Below are 25,676 nucleotides of genomic sequence, written 5' to 3' on the forward strand. Positions count from 1 at the left end.
GCTGCCTGACCTGAACCGATGCCACCTTACTGCGTAAAGGCGCCGGGCCGCGGCGACGTGACGAAGACCACTACCCGTGCGACTTCCTTCGGCCGCAGACTCTGGCCGTACCGCGCGACGACCCGTTCTCCCAGGTCAGGAAAGCGGGACGGGGCGCGGGTCAGCGGGCGGGACGGCCGGCGGGGGAGCGCAGGCGGGCGCGGTCGGGCTTGCCGGACGCCAGCAGCGGGATCGCGTCCACCAGCTCCAGCTCGCGGGGCGCGGCGAAGGCCGGCAGCGTCTCCCGGACGAGGGCCCGCAGGTCCGCCAGCTCCGGCGCGGCGGGGGCGGCGGGGACGACGACGGCGGTGACGCGCTCGCCCCACTCGGGGTCGGGCCGGCCGACCACGACGACGTCGCGGACCGCCGGGTGCCGCGACAGCGCGGCGGCGACCTCGCCGGCGACGACCTTCTCCCCGCCGGTGTTGATCACGTCGTCGACGCGGCCCCGGACGCGGAGCCTGCCGCCCTCAAGGGCGCCGAGGTCCTGGGTGACGAACCAGTCGCCGTCCCGCGCCGCGGCGGTCAGGTCGGGCCGCAGCCGGTAGCCGCTGAACAGCGACGGCCCGGCCAGCCGGATCCGGCCGCCGTCGCCGAGTGCGACGCGCACGCCGTCCAGCGGGGTGCCGTCGTAGACGCAGCCGCCGCAGGTCTCGCTCATCCCGTAGGTGGTGAAGACCCGGGCGCCGCGGTCGCGGGCCTCGGCGAGCAGGCCGGGTGCGGCGGCGGCGCCGCCGAGCACGATCGCGCCGAGCCGGGACAGGTCGGCGCCGGTGTCCAGGACGCGGCGCAGCTGGGTCGGGACGAGCGAGACGTGGAAGCCGGCGGCCTTCGCGACGGCGCCGGCGTCGAAGCGCGGCGCGATGACCGGGTCGGTGCCGGCGACCAGGGACCGGACGAGCACCTGCACGCCGGAGATGTGGCTGGTCGGCACGCAGCACAGCCACCGGTCGCCGGGGGCGGCGCCGATGCGGGCGAGGGTGCCGGCGGCGGAGTGCCGCAGCGCGTCCGCCGTCAGCTCGACGAACTTCGGCGCCCCGGTGGAGCCGGACGTGGCGATCAGCACGGCGGTGCCGGGACCGACGGGCGCGCGGCCGCCGGGAGAGTGCGGGATCAGCCCGTCCGGCGTGTCGACCGCGTCGGGGGCCAGCGCGTCCAGCAGGCTCCTGAGCGCCGGTTCGGGCAGGTCAGGGGGGAGGGGGCAGAGCGCGGGGCCGCCGTCGAGCGCGGCGGCGAGGGCCCGCAGCAGCCGGGGGCCGGGCGGCAGGACGGCGGCGTGCAGCGGGCGATCCATGATCTCATCAGCGTAGACGACCCCGCTGAACGCGTTCAAACGCGGGGAGGGTTGAATGGGTCACCGGCCGCCCGCGCCCCCGGCGGCGCGCGCGCTTCATAGAGGGGAACACATGGTCTCGGAGCTGTTCGACGCGGACGCGTGGAAAGAGGTCGAGGGGTTCGGCTTCACCGACATCACCTACCACCGCGCCGTCGACCACGGCACGGTGCGGGTGGCGTTCAACCGGCCGGACGTGCGCAACGCGTTCCGCCCCCACACGGTGGACGAGCTGTACCGGGCGCTGGACCACGCGCGGATGTCCAGCGACATCGGCTGCGTGCTGCTGACCGGGAACGGGCCGTCCCCCAAGGACGGCGGCTGGGCCTTCTGCTCCGGGGGCGACCAGCGCATCCGCGGCAAGGACGGCTACAAGTACGCCGAGGGCGAGACGTCCGACACGATCGACCCGGCGCGGGCGGGGCGGCTGCACATCCTGGAGGTGCAGCGGCTGATCCGGATGATGGGCAAGGTCGTCATCTGCGTGGTGCCGGGCTGGGCGGCGGGCGGCGGGCACAGCCTGCACGTGGTGTGCGACCTCACCCTCGCCAGCCGCGAGCACGCCCGCTTCAAGCAGACCGACGCGGACGTGGCGAGCTTCGACGGCGGGTTCGGGTCGGCGTACCTGGCGCGGCAGGTCGGGCAGAAGTTCGCCCGCGAGATCTTCTTCCTCGGCGACACCTACGACGCCGAGGCCGCGCACCGGATGGGCATGGTCAACGCCGTCGTCCCGCACGCCGAGCTGGAGGCGACGGCGCTGGAGTGGGCGCGGAAGGTCAACGGCAAGAGCCCGACGGCGCAGCGGATGCTGAAGTTCGCGTTCAACCTGGTCGACGACGGGCTGGTCGGGCAGCAGGTGTTCGCGGGCGAGGCGACGCGCCTGGCCTACGGCACCGACGAGGCCGCCGAGGGGCGGGACTCGTTCCTGGAGAAGCGCGACCCCGATTGGTCGCGTTTCCCGTGGTACTACTAAGGGTTCAAACGCACGGTGTGCTCCGGAATACCGTGATTCGGTGGCCAGATCAGCGGCAGGTCAGGGGGTCGGCGGGTGCGGGTGTACTCCATCCCGATGCGGACGCGGTTCCGCGGTGTGACGCGGCGGGAGGGCGTCCTGATCGAGGGCCCCGCCGGCTGGGGGGAGTTCTCGCCGTTCGCCGAGTACGGCCCGGCCGAGTGCGCCCGCTGGCTGGCCGCCGCCCGGGAGGCCGCGTTCGAGGGCTGGCCGGCGCCCGTCCGCGACCGGATCCCGGTGAACGCGACGATCCCCGCGGTCGGGCCTGAGCGGGCGTTCGCGCTGACCAAGGAGTCCGGCTGCGGGACCGCGAAGGTGAAGGTCGCCGAACGCGGCCAGAGCGACGCCGACGACATGGCGCGGGTCGAGGCCGTCCGGGACGCGATCGGGCCGGACGGCCGCGTCCGGATCGACGTGAACGGCGGCTGGGACGTCGACCACGCGGCCCGGATGATCCGGGCGCTGGACCGGTGGGAGCTGGAGTACGCCGAGCAGCCGTGCGCGACGCTGGAGGAGCTGGCGCTGGTGCGGCGGCGGGTGGACGTGCCGATCGCGGCGGACGAGTCGATCCGCCGCGCCGAGGACCCGCTGAAGGTGCGCGCCGCCGGCGCCGCGGACGTGGCGGTGCTGAAGGTGCAGCCGCTCGGCGGGGTCGCGGCGGCGCTGCGGGTCGCGGAGGCGTGCGGGCTGCCGGTGGTGGTGTCGAGCGCGGTGGAGACATCGGTGGGCCTGGCGGCGGGGGCGGCGCTGGCCGCGGCGCTGCCGGAGCTGCGGTACGCGTGCGGGCTGGGGACGCTGTCGCTGCTGGAGGGCGACGTCGCCGCCGACCCGCTGCGCCCGGTGGCGGGGGAGATCGAGGTGCGGCGGCCGGTGGTGGACGGTGAGGCGCTGGCCCGCTGGGCGGGCCCGGAGCCCGCGTGGCGGGAGCGGGCGCTGGCGGCGCAGGAGCATATGGGCGGCCCGGCGGTGATCGGGGCGGCGCCGTGAACCCGGCGACCGCGCTGGCGGCGGTGCTGGTCGACGAGCTGCTGCGCTGCGGGATGACCGACGCGGTGCTGGCGCCGGGGTCGCGGTCGGCGCCGCTGGCGCTGGCGCTGCAGGCGGCCGAGGAGGCCGACCGGGTCCGGCTGCACGTGCGGATCGACGAGCGGTCGGCGTCGTTCCTCGGGCTGGGGCTGGCGAAGCGGTCGGGGCGTCCGGTGGCGCTGGTGTGCACGTCGGGGACGGCGGCGGCGAACTTCCATCCGGCGGTGATCGAGGCGCACGAGTCCGGGGTCCCGCTGATCGTGATCACCGCGGACCGTCCGCCGGAGCTGCGCGACACCGGCGCGAACCAGACGGTCGACCAGGTGAAGCTGTACGGGACGGCGGCGCGGTGGAGCACCGAGGTCGGGGTGCCGGAGAACCGCCCGGGGATGGTGGCGTACTGGCGGTCGCTGGTGAGCCGCGCGTGGGGGGTGGCGCAGGCGCCGTCGCCGGGCCCGGTGCACCTGAACGCGGCGTTCCGGGAGCCGCTGATCCCCGACGGGGACGAGACGTGGTGCGAGCCCCTCGACGGCGACGCGACGGGCGCGTGGACGAAGGTGCGCGCGGCGACGCCGGGGTCGGTGCTGCACGTCCCGCCGACGCGGCGCGGCGTCCTGGTGGTGGGTGACGGCGCGGTGAACGTCAAGCGGTACGTGGCGGCGGCGTCGATGGCCGGCTGGCCGGTGCTCGCCGAGCCGAACGGCAACGCCCGCTACGGCGACCACGCGCTGTCGTCGCACCATTTCCTTCTGGGCGTGCCGGAGTTCGTGGAGCGGCACCGCCCGGAGGTGGTGGTGACGCTGGGCAAGCCGGGGCTGTCGCGGCCGCTGCTGGCGCTGCTGAGGCGGGCGGAGGAGCACATCGTGCTGGCGCCCGACCTGTCGCACTGGCCGGACCCGGTCCGGTCGGCGACGCAGGTGGCGCCGGAGGTGGAGATCCCGGTCGTGTCGGGCGACGACGCGTGGCTGAAGTCGTGGCGGACCGCGGACCAGGCGGCCGCGGCGGCGGTGGACGCGGTGCTCGACGCGGTGCCGGAGGTGACCGAGCCGCGGCTGGCCCGCGACCTGGTGGCGGGGCTGCCGGGCGGGTCGCTGCTGTTCACGGCGGCGAGCATGCCGATCCGCGACCTGGACCAGGTGATGCGGCCCCGCCGCGGGATCCGGATCATGGCGAGCCGGGGCGCGAGCGGCATCGACGGGCTGGTGTCGACGGCGATCGGGGCGGCGCTGGCGCACAGCGGCCGGTCCTACGCGCTGCTCGGCGACCTGGCGTTCCTGCACGACCAGAACGGGCTGGTCATCGGCCCGTACGACCGGCGGCCGGACCTGGCGGTCGTGGTGGTGAACAACCAGGGCGGCGGGATCTTCTCGCTGCTGCCGCAGGCGGCGCTGCGCGGCCCGTTCGAGCGGGTCTTCGGCACCCCGCACCAGGTGGACGTGAGCGCGGTGGCGGCGGCGCACGGCGTCCCGTACCGGCGGCTGGAGGCTGCGGCCGACCTGCCGAAGGCGCTGACGGGGGAGGGGCTGCGGATCGTGGAGGCCCGTACCGACAGGGAGTCGAACGCGGCCCTGCACGCCGAGATGCGCAAGGCGGCGCAGGAGGCCGTCCGCGCGGCGCTGGCCTGACCTGGAGACACGCCCGAAGCCGGCTCTGTCTCTCAGTCGTCGGTATTGAACTTACAACGTAAAGGCGCCGGGCGGGTTGCATCTACACCCCCACAAAAACCAGCCTTCCCCGAAGGGGAAGCAGAGTTCAGGGGGCGAGGAAGCGGTCGCGGAGGGCTTCGGTGTCCTCGGGCGTCCAGCCGTGCCCGGCGAGCCAGCCGAGCGTCCCGCCGTACTCCTCGTCGACGCGGGCGAGGAGCTTCTCCATGATGGCGGCGTGGGGGCGGTGGGTGTCGGCGGGGCGGGAGTCGAGGTCGGCGGCGTAGGTATCGGTGCCGCGCAACCGTTGCAGGACGGCCTCCAGGCGCTCGCCGGTCTGGGCGTAGTCGGCGACGATGGCCTCGCGGGTGACGCCGGCGGCGTCGAGGGCGAGGGCGCAGACGACCCCGGTGCGGTCCTTGCCGGCGGCGCAGTGCACGAGTGCGGAGCCGTCGGTGCGGGTCATGACGCGCAGGGCGGAGACGATGGAGTCGCCGCGGTCGGTGAGGTAGCCGAGGTAGTGGCCGGTCGAGCGGTCCTGCCAGGGAAGCGCCTTGTCCACGTCGACGTCGGCGGCTACGTCGGTGTTGCGGCCGCCTTCGGGGAACAGCGAGAGCTGGTGGACGGTCACCGTCGGTATGCGGGTGAGGGGGCCGGGCCCTTCGAGGCGCACCTCGGCGTCGCTGCGCAGGTCGATGACGTTCTTGAGGGCGTAGTCGTCGAGGAGGAGGCGGACGTCGGCGACGGAGAGGTCCTGGAGGTTGTCGGAGCGGAGGACGCGTCCCCGCCGGGTGGTGCGGCCGTCCGCCGTGGGGAGGCCGCCCAGGTCTCGGGCGTTGACCGCACCGTCGAGTTCGATCCACCGTGTGCCATCGTCCATGACTTGTGACCCTATATGGGTGGGGTGTCCCCGCTTTTGTGCAGGGTCCGGTTGCGGCCGGTGCGGGGGGTGATCGCCCCGGGGAGCGAGGCGCGGCGGGGGCGACCGGGACCTGCGAGCCAGGGGAGGGTTGGCTCTCCAGCGGGGCGACCGCCCGGTGTCACGCTCCGTAGCTTGCGAGGAGACGGTTTCCGCTGCTCGCACTGGAGGTTCCATGCCCGCGACCCTGCACGCTCCCGGCGCTCCCCCCGCCGCCCCCGCACCGTCCGTGAGGCGTGCCGGCAGCGACTTCGCCCCGCTGGCGCGGCGGGTGCGGGAGAGCGGGCTGCTGGAGCGCCGCCGCGGCTACTACGCGCGGGCGATCGGGCTGAACCTGGCGGCGACGGCCGCGCTGTGGGCCGCGGTCGCGTGGGCGGGGGACGGGTGGTGGACGGTCCTGCTCGGCGTTCCGCTCGCGGTGGTGGCGGCGCGGACGGCGTTCCTCGGGCATGACGCGGGGCACCGGCAGATCGCGGGGTCGGCGCGGGGGAACCGGTGGCTGGGGCTGCTGCTGGGGAATCTGCTGCTGGGGATGGGGCACGGGTGGTGGAACGACAAGCACAACCGGCACCACGCCAATCCGAACCACGTGGGCAAGGACCCGGACGTCGGCGAGGGGGTGCTGGCGTGGACGCAGGAGCAGGCCGAGGGCCAGCGGGGCGTGCTGCGGTGGGTGGCGCGGCATCAGGCGGCGCTGTTCTTCCCGCTGCTGACGCTGGAGGGCGTGAACCTGAAGGTGGGGAGCCTGATGTTCCTGCGGGGCCGGTCGCGTCGTGACCGGCTGGTGGAGGGCGGTCTGCTGCTGGCGCACGCGGTGGGGTACCTGTCGCTGGCGTTCGTCCTGCTGCCGCCGGCGCAGGCGGTGGCGCTGATCGCGGTGCAGCACGCGCTGTTCGGGGTGCATCTGGGGGCGGTGTTCGCGCCGAACCACAAGGGGATGGCGATGCCGGGGCCGGGTGAGCGGTGGGGGCATCTGCGGCGGCAGGTGCTGACGTCGCGGAACGTGCGGGGCGGCGCGGTGACCGACTGGCTGATGGGCGGGTTGAACTACCAGATCGAGCACCATCTGTTCCCGGGGATCCCGCGGTGCAGCCTGCGGCGGGTGCGGCCGCTGGTGATGGAGCACTGCGCGGCGGTGGGCCTGCCGTACACCGAGACGGGTCTGGTGGCGTCGTACCGGGAGGCTCTCGGTCACATGCGGGAGATCGGTGAGCCGTTGCGGGAGGGGCGGGGATAGGCTCCGGGCCATGCCCGAGGGACACACGATTCATCGCCTGGCCGCCGAGCATCAGCGGGTGTTCGGCGGCCGCGCCGTTTCCGCGTCGAGTCCGCAGGGGCGGTTCGCCGAGGGGGCGGGCCGGCTGGACGGGCGGGTGCTGGTGGAGGCGGACGCGCATGGCAAGCATCTGCTGCTGGGGTTCGACGATGAGCTGACGTTGCACGTCCATCTGGGGATCTACGGCCGGTTCGGGTTCGGGGAGTCGCCGGCGCCGGAGCCGGTGGGGCTGGTGCGGTTGCGGTTGGAGGGCGGGGCGCATTTCGCGGATCTGCGGGGTCCGAACCGGTGCGAGGTGCTGGAGCCGGGCGGGGTGAAGCTGCTGCGGGACCGGCTGGGGCCGGATCCGCTGCGGGCGGACGCCGATCCGGAGGCGGCGTGGCGGCGGATCTCGCGGGCGCGGACGCCGATCGGGGTGCTGCTGATGGATCAGTCGGTGGTGGCGGGGCCGGGGAACATCTACCGGGCGGAGGTGCTGTTCCGGCATGGGATCGATCCGCGGTTGCCGGGGCGGCGGTTGTCGGCGGGGCAGTGGGCGGGGATCTGGTCGGATCTGGTGGTGCTGATGGCGGAGGGGGTGCGGGTGGGGCGGATCGACACGGTGCGTCCGGAGCACACGCCGGAGGCGATGGGGCGTCCGCCGCGGGTGGACGATCATGGTGGTGAGGTGTACGTGTACCGGCGTGCGGGGTTGCCGTGCCTGGTGTGCGGGACGGCGGTGGCGGCGGCGGTGCTGGCGGGGCGGAACCTGTTCTGGTGTCCGGGGTGCCAGCCGTCCGCCGTGTGATGACGCGGCAGGTGAGGGCCTGCCGGGTGCGGGTGCGGGTCAGGTGATGGTGGGTGTGGGGCCGGTGTCGCCGGTGCCGGCTGCGGGGCGGGGGATGAGGGGGACGTCGTCGTCGGTCTGGGGGGCGCGGCGGCGTGCGCGGCGGGTGCGCATGAGGGCGGCGACGGGTTCGGTGCCGCGGGCGATGACGGGGCCGGCGACGGCGAGGATGAGGACGTAGGCGGCGGCGAGGGGGCCGAGGCGTGGGTTGGTTCCGGCGCTGACGGCGAGGCCGGCGATGACGATGTTGAACTCGCCGCGGGGGATGAGGGCGGCGCCGGCGCGCAGGCGTCCGGTGGTGGCGATGCCGGCGCGGCGGGCGGCGATCCAGCCGGTGCCCATCTTGGTGAGGATGCCGGCGGCGGCGAGGAGGGCGGCGATGCCGAGGACGGGGGGCAGGTCGCCGGGGTCGGTGTGGAGGCCGAAGAAGACGAAGAAGACGGCGGCGAAGAGGTCGCGGAGGGGGGTGAGGAGTTTCTGGGCGGTGTGGGCGAGGGTGCCGGACAGGGCGATGCCGACGAGGAAGGCGCCGACGGCGGCGGAGACCTGGAGTTGCTGGGCGATGCCGGCGACGAGGAGGGTGAGGCCGAGGACTTTGAGGAGGAGGACTTCTTCGCTGGGGGAGGCGACGAAGCGTTCGACGAGGGTGCCGTGGCGGAGGGCGATGTAGAGGATGACGGTGATGGTGGCGGCGGCGACGCCGAGGGCGGTGGCGCCGCCGATGAGGCCGGCTCCGGCGAGGAGGGTGGTGAGGATGGGGAGGTAGGCGGCCATGGCGAGGTCCTCGAAGACGAGGACGGACAGGACGGCGGGGGTCTCGCGGTTGCCGAGCCAGCCGAGGTCGCCGATGACTTTGGCGGTGATGCCGGAGGAGGTGACGTAGGTGATGCCGCCCATGGCGACGGCGGCGACGGGGCCCCAGCCGAGGAGGAGGGCGGCGGCGACGCCGGGGGCGGCGTTGAGGACGAGGTCGGCGAGGCCGGTGGGCGCGGAGGTGCGCAGGGTGCCGACGAGTTCGCCGGCGGTGTATTCGAGGCCGAGGGTGAACAGCAGCAGGATGACGCCGACTTCGGCGCCGATGGAGACGAAGTCCTCGCTGGTGGTGAGGGGGAGGATGCCGCCGGAGCCGAAGGCGAGGCCGGCGATGAGGTAGAGGGGGATGGGGGAGATGGAGAAGCGGACGGAGACCGCGCCGAGGAGTCCGAGGGCGAGGATGATGGCGCCGAGTTCGATGAGCTGTACGGCTGAGTGCATGCGCGGTCAGCCGTGGGCGAGGATCTGGGCGACCGCGGTGGTGCCTTCTCCGGTGCCGACGACGACGACGGTGTCGCCGGCGGTGAAGGTGTAGTCGGGGCGGGGGCTGGCGTGGACCTGTCCGTCGCGGACGACGGCGACGATGGAGGCGCCGGTGCGGGTGCGGGCGCGGGTGTCGGCGAGGGGGCGTCCGTCGTAGGGGGAGCCTGCGGGGATGGGGACTTGTTCGGTGACGAGTCCTTCGACCTGGCGGTGGAGTTCGGCGAGGTGTTCGATGATGCGGCCGGTGCCGAGGAGTTCGGCGATGGCGTTGGCCTCTTCGGCGGTGAGGGCGACGGTGGCGATGCAGCTGTCGGGGTCTTCTTTGTCGTAGATGACCAGGTCGCGGCGGCCGGTGCGGTGGGAGATGACGCCGAGTTGGCGGCCGCGGCCGGTGGTCATGATGTGCTGCAGGCCGATGCCGGGCAAAGCGGTCCGTTCGACGTCCACGGTGCTTCGTCCTCCGTCTCCGTGTGCTGGGGTCGAAATGACCGTACCGGTGGCGGGGTGGTGCGTGGTCGCCGGGTGCGGGTCGTTGCCGCAGCGTGCGGGGTGGTGCGGGGCGGGTGCGGGTCAGCCGTGGAGGGCGTAGCGCATGGGGCGGAATTTGGCGTGGGCTTCGGCGAGTTCGGCGGCGGGGTCGGAGTCGGCGACGATGCCGCAGCCGGCGAAGAGGCGGGCGCGGGTGCCGTCGATCTCGGCGCAGCGCAGGGCGATGCCCCATTCGCCGTCGCCGCGGGCGTCGATCCAGCCGACGGGGCCGGCGTAGCGTCCGCGGTCCATGCCCTCGAGTTCGCGGATGAGGTCGAGGGCGGTGGCGGTGGGGGTGCCGCAGACGGCGGGGGTGGGGTGGAGGGCGGCGACGACGTCGAGGACGGAGCGGTCGGCGGCCAGGCGTCCGTGGATGGGGGAGGCCAGGTGCATGACGTTGGGGAGGGTGAGGAGTTCGGGTTGGCGGGGGACGGTGAGGTGGGAGCAGAGGGGGGTGAGGGCGTCGCGGACCATGTCGGCGGCGTAGCCGTGTTCTTCGCGGTCCTTGGCGGAGCCGAAGAGGCGGCCGGCGCGGGCGTGGTCGTCGGCGGGTGTGTCGCCGCGGGGGGTGGTGCCGGCGAGGACTAGGGATTCGATGTGGTCGCCGGTGCGGCGGATGAGGAGTTCGGGGGTGGCGCCGACGAGGCCGGCGCAGGAGAAGGTGTAGCAGGCGGGGAAGCGGTCGGCGAGGCGCTGGAGGAGGACGCGGGCGTCGATGGGGGCGGTGGCCTGGGCGGTGATGTCGCGGGCGAGGACGACTTTGCCGAGGTGGCCGGCGCGGATGCGGTCGACGGCGGCGGCGACGGCGTCCTTCCACTGGTGTTCGGGGAGGGCGCCGTCGCTCCAGGTGAGGCCGGTGGGGGGTTGGGGCGGGTTGGCGAGGGTGAGGGGGTCGGCGGTGTCGCCGATGGTGGTGAGCCAGGCGCGGCCGTCGCGGCGGCCGAGGATGCGGCGGGGGATGATGAGGGTGGAGTCGCCGGATTTGGGGTCGAAGCCGAAGGAGCCGAAGGCGACGGGGCCGGTGCCGGGGAGGGCGACGGGGTCGTCGATGTCGGCGGCGTCGAAGAGGTCGCGCAGGTGGCGGGCGGCGGTGGTGAAGCGGTCGTCGCCGCCGGGGAGGGTGAGGCGGGCCGCTTCGCCCCAGCCGACGATGCCGTGGCCGTGGCGGATCCAGGCGAGCGCGGAGGGGTGGGGAAGCCGCGCGATGAGGTCGCCCGGGTCGGGGATCGGGACGGTGCGGACGGTGAGTCGGTCCGGTGCTGTCACGGCGAGCTTCACGTGGCCACTGTACGACAGATTTGAACCTGTTCAAACGGTGGGGGCGGGGGTGCGGGATGATGTGCGCCACACCGGCCGGGGGCGGGGCCTGCCGGGGTGCGGGGCATGGGCGTGTGCTGCCCGTCCGTCCCGTCCCCATGCGTGCGGGGGCGGGACGGACGGGGCGGGCCCGGGTGCGGGCCCGCGCGTGGCGGGCCCGCGTGCGGAGGTCAGCGGCGGCGTGCGGCGCCGGTGAGCTTCCAGGCGGCGGGCAGGAGCCCGGCGGCCAGCAGGACCTTCAGCGCGTCGCCGGCCAGGAAGGGCGTGACGCCGAGGTCGAGCGCGGTGGCGAGGTCCACGTGCAGGTAGGCCATCAGGTAGGGGACGCCGGCGGCGTACATGATGGCGGTTCCGGCGAGCATGGTCGCGACGGTGCGCAGCGGGGTGCGGTCGCCGCCGCGGCGGGCGAGGTGCCCGACGGCGGCGCCGGCGACGATGAACCCGAGGATGTAGCCGAAGCTGGCGAATCCGGCGCCGGAGGCCCCGTCGGTGAACCAGGGGACGCCGGCGAGGCCGGCGAGCAGGTAGACGAGCATGCCGAGGGCGGCGCGGCCGGGGCCGAGGGCGGCGCCGGCGAGCAGCACCGCGAAGGTCTGCCCGGTGACGGGGACGGGGGTGCCGGGCAGCGGAACCGCGATCTGCGCGGCGATGCCGGTGAGTACGGCGGCGCCGATGACGAGGGCGGTGTCGCGGGCCAGGGCACCGGGCAGCAGGTCGCCCAGGACGGCGGGGCGCCGCTGGGCTGCGTGGGCAGTAGCCACAGATCCTCCCAAAAAGGTTTTGTCAGGCCGAAACCTAGCGAATGCACTTTCCGGGACGAACAGCGCGGGCTACAGAAACGGGCGGTCCGGCTTTGTCGGCCGCGCCGCGAGGTACACGATGTCGGGTTCGCCGCGGGGCACCGGCACCGGTCTGGCCTCGACGCGGGCGAACCGGTCGCGCAGCAGCGCCTCGAACGCGGGCGCGGCGCCGGCGCTCCACACCGCCAGGACGCCGCGGGGGGTGAGCATGCGGGCGAGCAGGTCCAGGCCGGTGGGGGCGTAGAGGCGGGCGTTGCCGGGGGTGACGGTCCAGTCGGGGCCGTTGTCGATGTCCAGGCACAGCGCGTCGAAGCGGCCGGCGCCGGGGTCGGCGACGACGTCGAGGAGGTCGGCGGCGCGGACGGTGACGCGGGGGTCGTCCAGCGCGCCGCCCGACCAGGGCCGCAGCGCGGTGCCGTGCCAGGCGATGACGGCGGGTTCGCGTTCGACGACGGTGACGTGCGCGACGGCGGGCAGGGCGAGGGCCTCGGCGAGGGAGAACCCGACGCCGAGCCCGCCGATGAGCACCCGCACGGGCGCGTCGAGGCCGTCCACGGCGGTGCGGACCAGCAGCCGCTCGGACTCGCCGTTGCGGGTGTCCATGAGGAACACGCCGTTGCTGATGATCTCGTAGTCGGCGCCGGCGCGGCGCAGCACCAGTTCGCCGCCGACCCCGGCGGCGCGCTCGACCACCACCGGCGGTGCGGACGCGGCGATTCCCATGCCCCGCACCCTAGCCGTCCCCGCGCCGCCCCGCGCTGCGGGCGTGCCGGGGCGTGCCGGGGCGTGCCGGGACCGAACCTGGCCGGGGGTGGGCGGGATGGGGCGGTGTGGGCTACGGTGCCGGGCATGCCCGAGCCTGCTTCGCCCGGCGGCCTGCTGCCGGGGCGCCGGATCCTGGTCGTCGGCGCGGGGACGCGGCCGAGCGCCGATCCCGCCGCGCCGGTCGGCAACGGCCGCGCGATCGCGGTGACCGCGGCCCGCGAGGGCGCGGCGGTGGCGTGCGCGGACGTCGACGAGGGCGCGGCGGGGGAGACCGCGGCGATGATCGCCGCCGCGGGCGGGACGGCGTGCACGGTGGTCGCCGACGTCACCGATCCCGTGTCGTGCGACCGTGTGGTCGCGCAGGCGGCCGAGGGCCTCGGCGGGCTGGACGGGGTGGTGTTCAACGCCGGGATCGGGGTCGGGTACGGGCTGGCGGGCACGGCGCTGGCCGACTGGGAGCGGGTGCTGCACGTGAACCTGCGGGCGCCGTTCCTGGTGGGCAAGGCCGCGATGCCGGCGCTGGAGGCGGGCGGGTCGCTGGTGTTCATCGGGTCGCTGGCGGGGACCAAGCCGGGGTCGCGGTCGCCGTCCTACGACGCGTCCAAGGCGGGGCTGGCGGGGCTGGTGCGGCACATCGCCGCCGAGGGCGCGCCGCGCGGGGTCCGCGCGAACGTGGTGGCGCCGGGCCTGATCGACACCGTGATGGGCCGGGACGCCTCGGCCGGGAACGAGGACCGGGACCGGGTCGCGCGGCTGATCCCGATGCACCGGCAGGGGACGGCGTGGGAGGTCGCGGAGGTGGCGGTGTTCCTGCTGTCGGACCGGGCGTCCTATGTCACCGGGCAGGTCGTCCACGTCGACGGGGGCCTGTCCACGCTGCGGTAGGGGAACCGGGTGGCGGCGGGCGCGCGGCCGTCCTAGCGTGGCCGCCGTGGACGATCTTGTGGGGTTGCGGCCGGTGGCCGAGGACGACCTGCCGTTCGTCGAGCGGCTGCGGACCGACCCGGAGCTGGCGGGGCCGTTCCTGTGGGAGGGGTGGTCGGATCCGCGGCGGTTCCGGCGCCGCTGGGAGGCCGACGGCATGCTGGGCGAGGAGACCGGGAACCTGCTGGTGGTGCGCGGCGCGGACCCGCTCGGGCTGGTGTCGTACCGGCGGGTGATGACGACCGCGCGGATGTGGTGCTGGAGCATCGGGATCTCGCTGATGCCGGAGGTGCGCGGGAGCGGCGCCGGGACGCGCGCGCAGCGGCTGCTGGTGGAGTACCTGTTCGCGCACAGCCCCGTCCACCGGATCCAGGCCGAGACCGACGTCGGCAACGTCGCCGAGCAGCGCGCCCTGGAGAAGGCGGGGTTCACGCGGGAGGGCGTGATGCGCGGCTACTCGTTCTTCGGCGGCCGGTACCACGACGAGGTGCTGTACAGCGTCCTGCGGACCGACCCGCTGCCGTGACCGCAGGCAGGGGCGTCAGCGGGGGAACAGCTCTTCCCCCCGGATGGTTACCGTGTAACGATGTAATCATCCGGGAGGTGCCATGGAAACCGAACCTCCGACCGGCCCGGCCCCCGAGCCGGCGACCGGGCCGCTGGACGCCTACTCCCGCGTCGTGTCCGCCGTGGCCCGCGAGCTGACCCCGCGCGTGGCGGCGCTGCGGGTCCGGCACCGGCGCGGCGAGGGCGCCGGGTCGGCGGTGGCGTTCACCGGCGACGGGTTCCTGCTGACCAACGCGCACGTGGTCGGCCGCGCGCCGGGCGGGCAGGCCGCGTTCGCCGGCGGCGACACCGCCGAGTTCACCGTGGTCGGCACCGACCCGCTGTCGGACCTGGCCGTGGTCCGCGCCGACGGGCCCGTGCCCGACCCGGCCGTCCTCGGCGACGCCGACGCCCTGGTGGTCGGGCAGCTCGTCGTCGCGGTCGGCAACCCCCTCGGGCTGGCCGGGTCGGTCACCGCCGGGGTGGTGTCGGCGCTGGGCCGGTCGCTGCCGGCCTCGCAGCCGACCCGCACGGGCACCGCGGTCCGCGGCGTCATCGAGGACGTCATCCAGACCGACGCCGCGCTCAACCCCGGCAACTCCGGCGGCGCGCTGGCCGACTCGTCCGGGCGGGTCGTGGGCGTCAGCACCGCCGTCGCCGGGATCGGGCTCGGGCTGGCCGTCCCGATCAACGCCACGACCCGGCGGATCATCGCGGCGCTGATGCGCGACGGGCGGGTGCGGCGGGCGTTCCTCGGCCTGGCCGCCGCGCCGGTGCCGGTCCCGGCGCGGCTGCGGGAGCGCACCGGGCAGGACGACGCGCTGCGCGTCGCCGAGGTCGTGCCGGGCAGCCCCGCCGACCGGGCCGGGCTGCGCCGCGGCGACCTGGTCCTGACCGCCGGCGGCGCGCCCGTCTCGCAGGCCCAGTCGCTGCAGAAGCTGATGTTCGCCGACGCGATCGGCCGGCCGCTGCCCATCACCGTCCTGCGCAACGGCGCGATGGTCGACGTCATCGCCGAACCCGTCGAACTCACCCCCGACCCCACCTGACCGCCCGCCCCGCCGGGTCGCTCATCCTGTCGGCGGACGGCTTTCGGAGATGACGCCGTCGACGACCAGTTCCCCTGTGCCGGTCACGACCTCGTACAGCGGGACCGCGCCCGGCAAGGGCGTGATGGATGCGATGCCGAGTGGGGCGTCGCTCTTGAGCGCCGTTCCCTCGATGGACGTCTTCCGGGAGATCGCCGGATCGATGAGGTGAAAGAATCTCAGCCGCTCCCGCAGGCCGCCCTGAAGCCGGACCACGGTCACCGGCAGGTTGGCGTGAGTGCGCGGATCTTCGTTCACGGCGCGGAAGCCGAAATGCCGGAGGCAGTCGTTGATCACGGCCAGGATCTCCGCGTCCGAGTTGGAGATCCTGGTTATTCCTCCGCTGCACGATCCTTCGGCGTCGAATATTCCGGCCAGGAATCCCTTCCTCCACCCCTGTCCGGGCGTCCTCGCCGGCCAGCGGATCAGTTCCTCGACTCGAGCGACGGCGCCGGCGCTCTGCGCGCGGATGGCCATCATCCGACTACGGGGACCGGCGGCTTCGGCGAATACGAACTCATGTGTGTTGACGCCGAATCCGGCGAGATAGCGGCGTGCCCTGTCCAGGGCCTCGACATCGGCTAATGCCAGGCGAAATCGGTGCATGACGGCATACGGTTTTTCCGGCCTGCCCTGCGGATAATGGCCGATCTGGCCATCGCCGCGAATCATTCCGCAAAGGTAGCCCATGCGGTACCCGGCGCACCGCCGGGGAGGCGGCGAGAAGGCGCCCACCCCCAGCAGGCTGTTGTTGAGCGTCAGATGCGGTCGTCTCCGGCTGCCCTGCTCGGCCCCTGTGGGGTGCTTCCAGCCGCGGTCGCTGAGCAGGCGCTGGTCCCGCCCGACCGTGAGTCGGGTCCCATCCTGCAGTGTCACCCGCACAGCGACGCCGGGCCGCTCCCTCCGCTCGAGGACGCCCGTGATGACGTACCGGCGATAGCGTCCTTCGAGCCGGGAGCCGTAGACCCGGTCGGAAGGGCGTACGGCGCGCAGGGGCTTCGTCCGGCCGTCCGCCATGAGGATCGGCGTGTCCGCACCGTGCCCCCGATCCGCTGCGGCCGGCGCTCGGCCGCTTTCGCTCTGCCCCGGATCGTGCTCCCACATCCACGCCTCCTCGAACACGCCGGCGAGTCGATCGGTCACAGAGAGCATGAAACATGTGTTCGAAGATCGCAACGCGCGGACGGCGAAACGGGACGGTTGGGTAGGACACGGACATCGCGGTTCCGGCCCGAGCATCGCAACGGGTGCGTAACAATGGGCCGCTATGGCATGGCGAACCAGGATCCGGGCAGTGACGGCGGCGATCGCGGCGGGAGTGTCGGCGGGCGCGCTCGCCGCCTGCGGCATCCCCGCCTTCGGCGACCGCGAGACCGGCGGGCGCGGCTCGGTGCCCCCGCCCGGCGCCGCGGCCGAGTGCCCCCGCGTCGCCGCGCCCGGCGACTCCGCGCACCGGCAGCTGCGCGGCATGTGGATCGCCACCGTCGGCGGCATCGACTGGCCCAAGGACGCCGGCGGCTCCGCCGCCGCGCAGAAGAAGCAGTACACCGAGCTCCTCGACACCGCCGCCGCGATGAACATGAACGCGGTGTTCGTGCAGATCCGCCCGAACTCCGACGCCTTCTACGACTCCCCCTACGAGCCCTGGTCGCAGTGGATCACCGGCACGCAGGGCAAGGACCCCGGCTACGACGTCCTGGCGTTCATGCTCAAGGAGGCCCACGCCCGCAACCTGGAGTTCCACGCCTGGTTCAACCCCTACCGGGTGTCGCGGCAGGACGACGTCGGCAAGCTGCACCCCGACAGCCCCGCCCGGCAGCACCCCGACTGGGTCCGCAAGTACGGGACCGGGCTGTGGTACGACCCGGGCCTGCCGCAGGTCCGCGACCTGGCCGCCAAGGCCGTCATGGACGTCGTCCGCAAGTACGACGTCGACGCCGTCCACTTCGACGACTACTTCTACCCCTACCCCGAGGCCGGCCGCGACTTCCCCGACGACGCCTCCTACAAGGCGTACGGCAAGGGCGAGAAGCGCGCCGACTGGCGCCGCCGCAACGTCGACACGCTCGTGGAGTCCCTCTCCCGCCAGATCCACGACGCCAAGCCCTGGGTGCGGTTCGGCATCAGCCCCTTCGGCGTCTGGCGCAACAAGAGCAGCGACCCCGCCGGATCCCCCACCCGCGCCCTGCAGAGCTATGACGACATCTACGCCGACACCCGCAAATGGATCAAGAAGGGGTGGATCGACTACATCACCCCGCAGCTGTACTGGCCGATCGGCGACCCCCGCGCCGACTACGCCGACCTCGTCGCCTGGTGGGCCGAGCAGGTCGAGGGCACCGGCGTGCAGCTGACCATCGGGCAGGCCGCCTACCGCGTCGGCGCCGACAGCGCCTGGAAGAACCCCGCCGAACTGTCGCGCCACCTCACCCTGAACGCCAAGTACCCGCAGGTCCGCGGCGACGTGTTCTTCAGCGCCTCCGACATCGCCGCCAACCGCCGCGGGTTCGCCGCCCGGCTGCGCGACGACCACTACGCCCGCCCCGCCATCCCGCCCCCCGCCCGCACCGGCACCGGCGACAGCGGCGGCAAGACCGGCGCGGACGGCGGCGGCAAGGACACCGCGGCCGCGCCGCCGCCCGTCCGCGGCACCGCCGCCGCCCCCGACCGCAAGGGCGTCCGCGTCACCTGGCAGCCCGCCGACGGCGCCGCCTCCTACGCCGTCTACCGGGTCGAGGGCAACCGCCCCGGCTGCGCCCCCGTCGACCCCCGCACCCTCATCGCCGCCGTCCGCGGCGGCGGCATCGTCGACCCGGGCGCCGAACCCGGCCGCGCCTACACCTACTACGTCACCGCGCTGGACCGCCTCCACCGCGAAAGCGCCCCCGGACGCGGCGCAACGGCCACCGCCGCGAAGGGATAATGATCATGATCTCTGGGGAGGAACCAGTCACCTGACCACCCCCCGGAGGTTTGAAGCATGGCGCTGTCGATGGAGGAGCAGCGGATCCTCACCCAGATCGAGGTCCGCCTGAGCGAGGACGACCCGCGGCTGGCCCAGCGCCTCGCCCGCCACGGCACCCCCCGAGGCCGGCGGACCCGCACCATCGTCCTCGCCGCCGCCGCCGTCATCATCGTCCTCGCCGCGGTCGGCGCCGGCATCGCCGCCGCCGTCCTGTAACACCCGCCCCCACCCCGCGCACACACGAACGCCGAGGCCCCGGCGAGATCATCTCGCCGGGGCCTCGGCGTTCAAGCCGGTGTGGAGGTCGCCTCACGGCGAAAGGCACAACGAAGCTCCAGCCCGGACCGCATGGGACCGGCGGTATTCCCCGAAGGCATCAGGTAGAGCCCGGGGGACACATGCCACACCGACCCCTCCACTGTAACGGCTCCCGGCCCGTGCCTCCGCCACCGCCACCCCCCGCGCGGCGTCCACCTCACCCCGGAGTGAGGGTTGTCTGCGCCCGTGCACCGCCCCGCGCGCGGACGCGTCCCTGACTATGACCGCGCAACACCGCGCAAGCCGCACCAAACGGGGGACACCGCCATGACCACCACGGGGACCGCACGGCCCGCAGCCGCCGCACCGCCCGGCACCGACCAGGACACCCCCGGCACCGGCGCGGGTCGCGCGGCGGCCGCCTGGGACCTGCCCGCCCAGCCCCGCGCCGCCGCCCGCGCCCGCGACCTCACCGCGCGCACCCTGCGCGGCTGGCACGTCACCGACCCCGACGACACCGCCGACATCGTCCTCATGGTCGACGAACTCGTCACCAACGCCGTCGTGCACGGCGCCGGCCCCGTCCGCCTCGCCCTCCGCCTGGACAGCGCCCCCGCTGGCGACTCGGACGGCGGCCCGGCCGGCGCACTGCTCACCGCCGAGGTCAGCGACGCCGACCCCGCCGCGCCCGCCGCCCCCGGCGCGCCGCCCCCCGTCCTGGACTGGGCCGAGGCCGGCCGCGGCCTGCTCCTGGTCGCCGCCCTCGCCACCGACCACGGCGCCCGGCCCCGCCCGCCCGGCAAGACCGTCTGGTTCACCCGCCGCACCGCCCCCGCCCCGCCGACCGCCGCGCAGGGCACCGCCGCTCCCTGACCCGCCGCCCCTCACCGAGCCCGCCGGACGAGCCCGCCGGACGGGACGGCCGGGATCACGCCTGCAAGGGGCAGCGGTCCACGACCCACGCCTCCTCCTCACCGCCCGCCGGCGGGGGCGGCGGCTCGTCGGTGAGGCGGTCCAGATGCCACTCGATGTGCGCCAGCGGCCCGCGCCACCCCGCCAGCAGATCCGCCAGCGGACGCGGCGGCCCCGGCGGCCCGAACGGCCGCGGATCGGGCAGCTCGCCCACCCACAGCGCGTCGTCGCAGCCCGCCGCCCAGTGCCCCACCGACGCCAGCACCTCCTCCAGATCGCGCACCAGCTCGCCCAGCGACCGCGGCGCCATCGCGTCCTGGATCATCCGCTCCCGCGCCTCGTAGGGCAGGTCGCGGCCGAACACCGGCGGGAAGTCGGGGCGGCGGCCCGCCAGGACCGGCTCCTCGCCCGTCGCCGCCGACCGGATCGCCGCCGCCTGCCACCGGCTCCACTCCGCCAGATGCCCCAGCGCCGCGCGCAGCTCCGCCGCACCCGCCCCGCGCGCCGGGCCGCTCCCAAGGCCGCGCACCGGGCCGCGGACCTCGGCCGCCGCGTCCCGCAGCCGCGACCGCACATGCTCCAGCCGGTCCAGCGTCCACGCCCGCGCACGCGCCGGGTCCGCCGGGCCCCGCGGCCCCGCGCCCGCCGCCTCCGCCGGACGCGGCACCGGCACCCGCAGCGCCGCCAGCAGCCCGTCCAGGTCGCGGACCTGCGCGCCGCGCCCCGACAGGAACGCCGCGCCGATCCTGTCCAGCCGGAACATCCGCGGCCCGTCCCGCATCCGGCACCACCCCACCAGGTACTCCCCGTAGGGGGCGATGACCAGGCCGTGCGCCTCCACGTCGCGGAAACTGCGCGCCCCCGACCGGCCCGTGTAGGCCAGCCGCACCACCCGGCGGGTGCGGACCGCCTCGGCGAGCGTGCCCCGCACCGGGCCCGTCAGCGACCCCGCCTCGCCCAGCGGCGCCGGCTCCGGCGCCGCCGGCAGCGCGTAGCCGCGGCCCCGGCCCGCCCGCACCGGCAGCCCGCCGTGCGCCAGCAGCTCCAGATCGCGGCGGACGGTCCGCTCGCTCACCTCCAGCCGCGCCGCCAGGACCGCCGGGTCCAGCGGCTCCGGCGCGGCCGCGCGCAGCTCGGCGACGAGCGCCAGCAGCCGGTCAACGCGATCCACGCCCCCATCGTGACCCGCGGCACCGACAATCCACCGCCCCGCGGGGACCCAAAACCCTTACCCCGCGGGGCCAACCGGGCCGCCAGGCCCCGGCGGGCCGGGGGCCCTACAGCTCCGCCGCCAGGCCCGCGAAGTCGGCCGCCGTCAGCGACAGCGCGCTGCCGATCGCCTGCGTCGCCTCCGCGCTGCCCAGATGCCGCGTCGCGGCCCGGTCCAGGTAGGCCTCCACCAGCCGGGCGCCGGTCAGCCGCCCGCGCGGCCGCAGCGCCCCCACCTCCCGGTTCACCACCGCCCACGCGTCCGCGCCCAGCCGCAGGCTGCGCTCCTCGGCCAGCAGCCCCACCAGCGCCGCCCGCGCGGGCGGCGCCGACAGGTCCGGCAGCCGCACCGCCCGCAGGTCCGCGGTCAGCTCCGGCGCCGCCGCCGACAGCTCCCCGACCCGGTCCGGCTCGCACGTGCCCAGCAGCGCGGTGTCGTTGACGCCCTCCAGCCGCGCCCGGTACAGCACGGACGCGTACGCCGCGCCGTCGCCCTCGTCCAGGATCAGGCCGTCCAGGCCGTCCAGCAGCAGCACGTGGCCCGCGTGGTCCTCCAGCGCGGCGCGCAGCCCGTCGGGGCCGTGCTCGCGCAGGTCCTCGGCGTGCACGGAGTGGACCTCGCCGCTGGACGCCTCGACCTCCGCCAGCGCGCGCGCCGCCATCCGGGCCAGCCGCCGCTGCCCGCTGGAGGGCGCGCCGATCAGCAGCAGCGCCGGCGCCGACGCGCTCGACACCTCCTGGCCGCGCAGCCGCCGCGCCCACTTGCCGCGCCGCCGCACCTCGGTGACGACGCGCTCGATGTCGTCGGCGCCGCACAGGAACCGGATCCCGTACGCCTCGGCGACCTGCGGCTGCGGTTCGGGGTCCGGCGCGGCCGGCGGCGGAGGCGGCGGCTCGGGCACCGGAGCGGGCGGCGGAGGCAGGTCCGCCGGCCGGGCCGGCTCGGGCACCGGGCCCACCGCCGGACCGGCAGCCGGGCCGGGCTGCGGGACGGGCTGCGGCGGTGAGGGCGGTGGGGGCGGTGCGGCGGCGCCCGGCCACGCCGGGCCCGGGTCGAGCTGGGTCTTGAACGCGTCGGTGTCCAGCTGCGTGCGCTGCGGCTCCGACGCCCACACCGGGTCCGGCGCGGGCGGCGGGTACTGCACCTGCGCGGGCGGCCGGGCGGCCGCCGCGTCCCCCGCCGCGTCGGCGGTCGTCGGCTCCGCCGCCCGCGGCGGCGGCACCGGATCCGGCGTTCGCTCCGGCGCCGGTTCGGGGACGGGCGGTGGCGGCGGCGCGATCCGCGGCGGCGGCGCGTCCGCCGCGAACGGATCCACCGGCTGCGGCGGCGAGGCCGCCTCCGGCGCGGGCGCGGGGGGCGGCTCGGGGGCGGCCGGGGGAGGGGCGGGCGCCACCGCGGGCGGCGGGCCCGGCGGGTCCTGCGGCGGCTCGGGCACCGGCGCGACCGGCTGGTCGGCGCCCGCCCCGGCGCGCTCGGCGGCCATGTGGGCGCGGGCGGCCTTGATGATGTCCCACGCCGACAGCTCGTCGGTGGACGGCGGGGTGTGCATCGCCGGGGACGTCAGCTCCGCCGCGACCGCCTGCGGCACCGCGAACCCCGTCGCCGGCGGCGCGACCTGCGCCAGCCGGCACCACGTCAGCCCGAGGGTGTAGGTGGTGGCCAGCAGCGCGGCCAGGGCGTCGGCGTCGTCGCCGCGCAGCGCCTCGGGCAGCCGCCCCTCGCGCGGCCACAGCTCCCGCAGCGGGCTGGCCGGATCCGACAGCACGGACTGCAGCGTGCGGACGCTGTCGGGGTCCAGCCACCGCTGCAGCGCCGGCAGCGCGCCCGGCGCCGCCTGCAGGTCGGCGGCCAGCACCGCGATGCCCGCGCGGCGGACCTCGTCGTGGCCGCGGCCCGGCGCCGACGGGCGCGGCCCGGTCAGCCCCGCGACGATCTGCTGCAGGTCGTACAGGGCCAGCCGCAGGTACTCCCCGGGCGCGGTGTCGCGCAGCATCGGGGTGGCGTACTCGGCGGGGCAGCGGCGCCGCCACTCCTGCAGGACGGCGTCGGGCCCGTACCGGACGGTCGCCATGTCCTGCCCGACCATCCGCAGCGACGCCGCCGTCACCGCGGCCAGCGCGTCGGCGCCCGGCCGGAACCGCGGATCGGCCTGCAGGCCCGCGGCGACCTCGTACATCACGCGGGCGACATGGGCGGCGCCGCCGCCGTCGCCGGCGCCGAGCCGGTGGATGTAGTAGCCGGCCAGGGTGGCGAAGTCGGGCGGCATCATCCAGTGCAGCCGGTCGGCGGAGGTGGTCAGGAACGGGATGAACGACTCGATCAGCGGGTGCTCGGTCAGCGCGACCGGCGACCCCGCGCACCACAGCAGCGCCCCCCACGCGGCGGCGACCGTACTGGGGGTGCCCGGCTGGAACATCGGGTCGCGGTGGGCGAACTGCTGCGGGTTCACCGCCAGCGCGGTGGTCAGGGCCTGGGAGATCCGCGCCACCACGGCGGTGTCGGGCACCGGCCCGAGGAACCCCGGCGAGGCCACCCGGCCCGCCGCGAGGTCGGGGCCGGTGGGGAACAGCTGCGGCGGGACCGGCGGGGTCCCGGCGCCCTGCGGCGCGGGCACCGCGACGCGGCGGTCCTCGAACGCCGCCGGCGGCGGGCAGGGGTGCCAGCTGCCGTCCAGGCCGCACCGGTACCAGCGGCCCCACGCCCCGTACAGCCACCACTCGCCGGCGCCCCACAGCATCCGCGCGGCGACCTGGGCCGCGCGGTCGGCGGGCTGGGCGGTCTGCCACCACGGGGAGGCCACCAGTTCGCGCACGTTGCCCTCGACCGAGGCGAACAGGTCGCCGCTCGGGCCGCCTCCGGTTCCGCCGGGCCCCGCCCCGGCCGCCTGCCAGCTCATCCGGCGAATAGTAGTCGCCCGGTGCGGACCGTCCGGCATCGCGGGAATTACGGGCCGGTATCCTCCCCTCGGCATGTAAGGACTGTTCTGGCAGGATGCTGCTTAGCCCGCCGGATGCGGGCGCGTGCGGGCGGATTCGAGCGGATTCCAGCGGGGCGGCGGAGAGGGCGGCGCGCATGGCGGTGGGCGCGGGGTCGGGCACGGGGGCGGGCGGCGGCGCGGCGCGGACCCGGGCGGCGGGGCTCGGGCTGGCGCTGCTGTCGTCGGTGTGCTTCGGCGCGTCCGGGCCGTTCGGCAAGGCCCTCATCGAGGCCGGGCTCGGCCCGCTGCAGGCGGTGTGGCTGCGGATCGCGGCCGCCGCGCTGGTGCTGGTCCCGCTCGCCGCGCTGCTGCGCCGCGCGGCGCTGCGGAACCTGCGGCCCCACCTGCGGGTCCTGGTCCTGTACGGGCTGACCGGCGTCGCCGGGTGCCAGGCCTGCTACTTCGTGGCGGCGTCGCGGCTGCCGGTCGGGGTGGCGATCCTGCTGGAGTTCAGCGGCCCCCTGATCGTGCTCGGGTGGCTGCGACTGGTGCGCCGCGTCCCGGTGCAGCGCACGGCCGCCGCCGGCGTCGCGGTCGCGATGGCCGGCCTCGCGCTGGTCGTGCAGGTGTGGACGGGCCTGTCGCTGGACCCGGTCGGGCTGGCCGCCGGGCTCGGCGCCGCCGCCTGCCAGGCCTGCTACTTCCTCATCGTCGACCGGCTCACCGGGAGCGTGGACCCGCTGGTCATCACCTCCGCCGGCAGCGTCGTCGCCGCGGCCGCGCTCGGCGTGCTCGCCGCGCCGTGGGCGCTGCCGTGGGACGTGCTGGCCGCGCCGGTCCCCGTCGCCGGGCACACCGCGCCCGGCTGGACCCTGGTCGCCTGGATCGCGCTGGTCAGCACCGTGCTGGCCTACCTGACCGGCGTCGCGGGGCTGCAGCGGCTGTCGGCGCAGGTCGGCGCCGCGATCTGCTACACCGAGGCCGTCGCCGCCGCGCTCATCGCCTGGGCCGTGCTCGGCGAGCGCCTCACCGGGCCGCAGCTCGCCGGCGGCGCGATCGTGCTGACCGGCGCCTACCTCGCCCAGCGCGCCGCGCCCGCCCGCCCCGGCGACCGGCCCCCGCCGGCCGGGGACCCCCGCCCCGGCCGCGCCGTCGGGGCGCCCGTCCTCGACGGCTGACCCCGGCGCCAGCCGGCGCCGGGCCCCCGGGGTCAGGGGTTCTCGGCGCGGAACCGGCGGACGCCCAGCGCCACCGACACCGCCAGCAGCACCGCCGTGACCAGCGCCCCCTCCGCGACCGCCGTGCTGGCGTAGTCGCCGAGGAACGCCGCCCGGGTCCCGTCCACCACGTACCGGAACGGGGTGAACCGCGACACCGCGTCCAGCCAGCCCGGCGCCAGGCCCATCGGCAGCAGGATCCCCGACAGCAGCATCAGCGGCAGCGTCACCGCCGACAGCAGCGGCGCGAACGCGTCCTCGGAGCGGGTCCGCATAGCCAGCACGTACGACAGGGACGCGACGCCGACCGCGAGCGCCACCGCGAACGCCAGGCCCGCGGCGATCCCGCCGGCCGGGGCGCGCAGCCCCAGCGCCAGCCCCGCCGCGACCAGCAGCACCCCCTGCACCGCGATGACGGCGGTGTCGCGCAGGACGCGGCCCAGCAGCAGCGCGGTGCGGCTGACCGGGGTGACCCGCAGCCGCTCCACCACCCCCGACCGCATCTCCGCCAGCAGCCCGAACCCGACGAACCCGGCGCCGAACAGCGCCAGCTGGACCAGGATCCCCGGCACGAACACCTGCCAGGCGTCGCCGCCGCCGAACCCGCGCACGTCCGCCAGATCCGACAGCAGCGGCCCGAACAGCACCAGGTACAGCAGCGGCTGCACCGCGCCGAACACCACCGCGACCTTGCTGCGCAGCGTCTGCCGCAGGTACCGCAGGAAGATCAGCCGGGTGTCGGACACGACCCGCGCGAACGATGCGCCCGGCCCCGCCGCCGGCGGTGCGGCGGGCGGCGCGGGCGGGGCCGATTCGGGCGATGACAGCGGCATGGCAGGACTCCTTGCTCGGATGGAGA

The 25,676-nt window shown here is 75.6% G+C and carries 23 protein-coding genes; 12 read left to right on the forward strand and 11 right to left on the reverse strand.

Going from position 1 to position 25,676, the window contains the following annotated elements:
• Window positions 1-160: 160 nt before the first annotated feature.
• Window positions 161-1,333 carry an AMP-binding protein gene (locus tag ACGFI1_RS35055; protein ID WP_392738357.1) on the reverse strand — a complete coding sequence of 391 codons (1,173 nt, stop codon included), beginning with the start codon at window positions 1,331-1,333 and terminating at the stop codon, window positions 161-163.
• Between the two features lie 112 nt (window positions 1,334-1,445).
• Between ACGFI1_RS35055 and ACGFI1_RS35060 the strand changes: the two genes are divergently transcribed.
• The 3 genes from ACGFI1_RS35060 to menD all read left to right on the forward strand — a co-directional run bounded on the left by ACGFI1_RS35060 (window position 1,446) and on the right by menD (window position 5,035).
• Window positions 1,446-2,345 carry a 1,4-dihydroxy-2-naphthoyl-CoA synthase gene (locus tag ACGFI1_RS35060; protein ID WP_301177134.1) on the forward strand — a complete coding sequence of 300 codons (900 nt, stop codon included), beginning with the start codon at window positions 1,446-1,448 and terminating at the stop codon, window positions 2,343-2,345.
• Between the two features lie 96 nt (window positions 2,346-2,441).
• Window positions 2,442-3,371 carry an o-succinylbenzoate synthase gene (locus ACGFI1_RS35065; protein WP_392738360.1) on the forward strand — a complete coding sequence of 310 codons (930 nt, stop codon included), beginning with the start codon at window positions 2,442-2,444 and terminating at the stop codon, window positions 3,369-3,371.
• Window positions 3,368-5,035: a 2-succinyl-5-enolpyruvyl-6-hydroxy-3-cyclohexene-1-carboxylic-acid synthase gene (gene menD / locus ACGFI1_RS35070; RefSeq protein WP_387067050.1), complete on the forward strand. Its 1,668-nt coding sequence runs from the start codon at window positions 3,368-3,370 to the stop codon at window positions 5,033-5,035. The genes ACGFI1_RS35065 and menD overlap by 4 nt, the downstream gene beginning before the upstream one ends.
• 127 nt (window positions 5,036-5,162) lie before the next feature.
• Here menD and ACGFI1_RS35075 read toward each other — a convergent pair whose 3' ends face one another.
• A complete protein-coding gene (locus ACGFI1_RS35075; RefSeq protein WP_392791563.1) occupies window positions 5,163-5,933 on the reverse strand; it encodes a tyrosine-protein phosphatase in 771 nt (256 codons plus the stop codon).
• Window positions 5,934-6,147: 214 nt separating this feature from the next.
• Here ACGFI1_RS35075 and ACGFI1_RS35080 point away from each other — a divergent pair, with 214 nt between their 5' ends.
• Complete coding sequence (locus ACGFI1_RS35080; RefSeq protein WP_392791565.1) at window positions 6,148-7,209, forward strand: fatty acid desaturase family protein; 1,062 nt, start codon at window positions 6,148-6,150, stop codon at window positions 7,207-7,209.
• 10 nt (window positions 7,210-7,219) lie between these two features.
• Complete coding sequence (locus ACGFI1_RS35085) at window positions 7,220-8,035, forward strand: Fpg/Nei family DNA glycosylase (RefSeq protein ID WP_392791567.1); 816 nt, start codon at window positions 7,220-7,222, stop codon at window positions 8,033-8,035.
• A gap of 39 nt (window positions 8,036-8,074) precedes the next feature.
• Here ACGFI1_RS35085 and ACGFI1_RS35090 read toward each other — a convergent pair whose 3' ends face one another.
• The 5 genes from ACGFI1_RS35090 to ACGFI1_RS35110 form a co-directional block, all read right to left on the reverse strand.
• Window positions 8,075-9,328 carry a cation:proton antiporter gene (locus tag ACGFI1_RS35090; protein ID WP_387067043.1) on the reverse strand — a complete coding sequence of 418 codons (1,254 nt, stop codon included), beginning with the start codon at window positions 9,326-9,328 and terminating at the stop codon, window positions 8,075-8,077.
• 6 nt (window positions 9,329-9,334) lie between these two features.
• Complete coding sequence (locus ACGFI1_RS35095; RefSeq protein WP_301177141.1) at window positions 9,335-9,817, reverse strand: cation:proton antiporter regulatory subunit; 483 nt, start codon at window positions 9,815-9,817, stop codon at window positions 9,335-9,337.
• A 123-nt stretch (window positions 9,818-9,940) separates the two neighbouring features.
• Window positions 9,941-11,176 (reverse strand): isochorismate synthase, encoded by a 1,236-nt coding sequence (locus ACGFI1_RS35100; protein WP_386865939.1) that lies wholly within the window; start codon window positions 11,174-11,176, stop codon window positions 9,941-9,943.
• A gap of 209 nt (window positions 11,177-11,385) precedes the next feature.
• Window positions 11,386-11,976, reverse strand: a complete 591-nt coding sequence (locus ACGFI1_RS35105; RefSeq protein WP_364554263.1) for a biotin transporter BioY — start codon at window positions 11,974-11,976, stop codon at window positions 11,386-11,388.
• A 69-nt stretch (window positions 11,977-12,045) separates the two neighbouring features.
• Entirely contained in the window at window positions 12,046-12,738 is a 693-nt protein-coding gene (locus ACGFI1_RS35110; RefSeq protein WP_392791569.1) for a spermine/spermidine synthase domain-containing protein, read from the reverse strand.
• Between the two features lie 126 nt (window positions 12,739-12,864).
• Here ACGFI1_RS35110 and ACGFI1_RS35115 point away from each other — a divergent pair, with 126 nt between their 5' ends.
• From ACGFI1_RS35115 to ACGFI1_RS35125, 3 genes are all read left to right on the forward strand, one after another.
• Window positions 12,865-13,665: an SDR family NAD(P)-dependent oxidoreductase gene (locus tag ACGFI1_RS35115; RefSeq protein ID WP_392791572.1), complete on the forward strand. Its 801-nt coding sequence runs from the start codon at window positions 12,865-12,867 to the stop codon at window positions 13,663-13,665.
• 46 nt (window positions 13,666-13,711) lie between these two features.
• Complete coding sequence (locus ACGFI1_RS35120; RefSeq protein WP_392791574.1) at window positions 13,712-14,230, forward strand: GNAT family N-acetyltransferase; 519 nt, start codon at window positions 13,712-13,714, stop codon at window positions 14,228-14,230.
• Between the two features lie 82 nt (window positions 14,231-14,312).
• Window positions 14,313-15,299: a S1C family serine protease gene (locus tag ACGFI1_RS35125; RefSeq protein WP_392791576.1), complete on the forward strand. Its 987-nt coding sequence runs from the start codon at window positions 14,313-14,315 to the stop codon at window positions 15,297-15,299.
• Window positions 15,300-15,320: 21 nt separating this feature from the next.
• On the opposite strand, the gene ACGFI1_RS35130 is transcribed toward ACGFI1_RS35125, so the two are convergent.
• Window positions 15,321-16,481: an LAGLIDADG family homing endonuclease gene (locus ACGFI1_RS35130; protein WP_392791579.1), complete on the reverse strand. Its 1,161-nt coding sequence runs from the start codon at window positions 16,479-16,481 to the stop codon at window positions 15,321-15,323.
• Between the two features lie 151 nt (window positions 16,482-16,632).
• On the opposite strand from ACGFI1_RS35130, the gene ACGFI1_RS35135 reads away from it, so the two are divergent.
• From ACGFI1_RS35135 to ACGFI1_RS35145, 3 genes are all read left to right on the forward strand, one after another.
• Window positions 16,633-18,261: a glycoside hydrolase family 10 protein gene (locus ACGFI1_RS35135; protein WP_392791580.1), complete on the forward strand. Its 1,629-nt coding sequence runs from the start codon at window positions 16,633-16,635 to the stop codon at window positions 18,259-18,261.
• A 57-nt stretch (window positions 18,262-18,318) separates the two neighbouring features.
• Window positions 18,319-18,519, forward strand: a complete 201-nt coding sequence (locus ACGFI1_RS35140; protein ID WP_387067024.1) for a DUF3040 domain-containing protein — start codon at window positions 18,319-18,321, stop codon at window positions 18,517-18,519.
• Window positions 18,520-18,888: 369 nt separating this feature from the next.
• Window positions 18,889-19,434, forward strand: coding sequence for an ATP-binding protein (locus ACGFI1_RS35145; protein WP_392791582.1), 546 nt, complete (start codon window positions 18,889-18,891; stop codon window positions 19,432-19,434).
• A 55-nt stretch (window positions 19,435-19,489) separates the two neighbouring features.
• Here the strand turns inward: ACGFI1_RS35145 and ACGFI1_RS35150 are convergent, their stop codons facing one another.
• Window positions 19,490-20,644, reverse strand: a complete 1,155-nt coding sequence (locus tag ACGFI1_RS35150) for a helix-turn-helix transcriptional regulator (RefSeq protein ID WP_392791585.1) — start codon at window positions 20,642-20,644, stop codon at window positions 19,490-19,492.
• Window positions 20,645-20,750: 106 nt separating this feature from the next.
• Window positions 20,751-23,579 carry a hypothetical protein gene (locus ACGFI1_RS35155; RefSeq protein WP_392791588.1) on the reverse strand — a complete coding sequence of 943 codons (2,829 nt, stop codon included), beginning with the start codon at window positions 23,577-23,579 and terminating at the stop codon, window positions 20,751-20,753.
• A gap of 176 nt (window positions 23,580-23,755) precedes the next feature.
• Between ACGFI1_RS35155 and ACGFI1_RS35160 the strand changes: the two genes are divergently transcribed.
• Window positions 23,756-24,778 (forward strand): EamA family transporter, encoded by a 1,023-nt coding sequence (locus ACGFI1_RS35160; RefSeq protein ID WP_392791591.1) that lies wholly within the window; start codon window positions 23,756-23,758, stop codon window positions 24,776-24,778.
• Window positions 24,779-24,810: 32 nt separating this feature from the next.
• Here ACGFI1_RS35160 and ACGFI1_RS35165 read toward each other — a convergent pair whose 3' ends face one another.
• Window positions 24,811-25,650 (reverse strand): ABC transporter permease, encoded by an 840-nt coding sequence (locus ACGFI1_RS35165; RefSeq protein WP_392791593.1) that lies wholly within the window; start codon window positions 25,648-25,650, stop codon window positions 24,811-24,813.
• Window positions 25,651-25,676 lie beyond the last annotated feature (26 nt).

The organism is Actinomadura geliboluensis (assembly GCF_043197915.1).
Lineage (GTDB): Bacteria > Actinomycetota > Actinomycetes > Streptosporangiales > Streptosporangiaceae > Spirillospora > Spirillospora geliboluensis.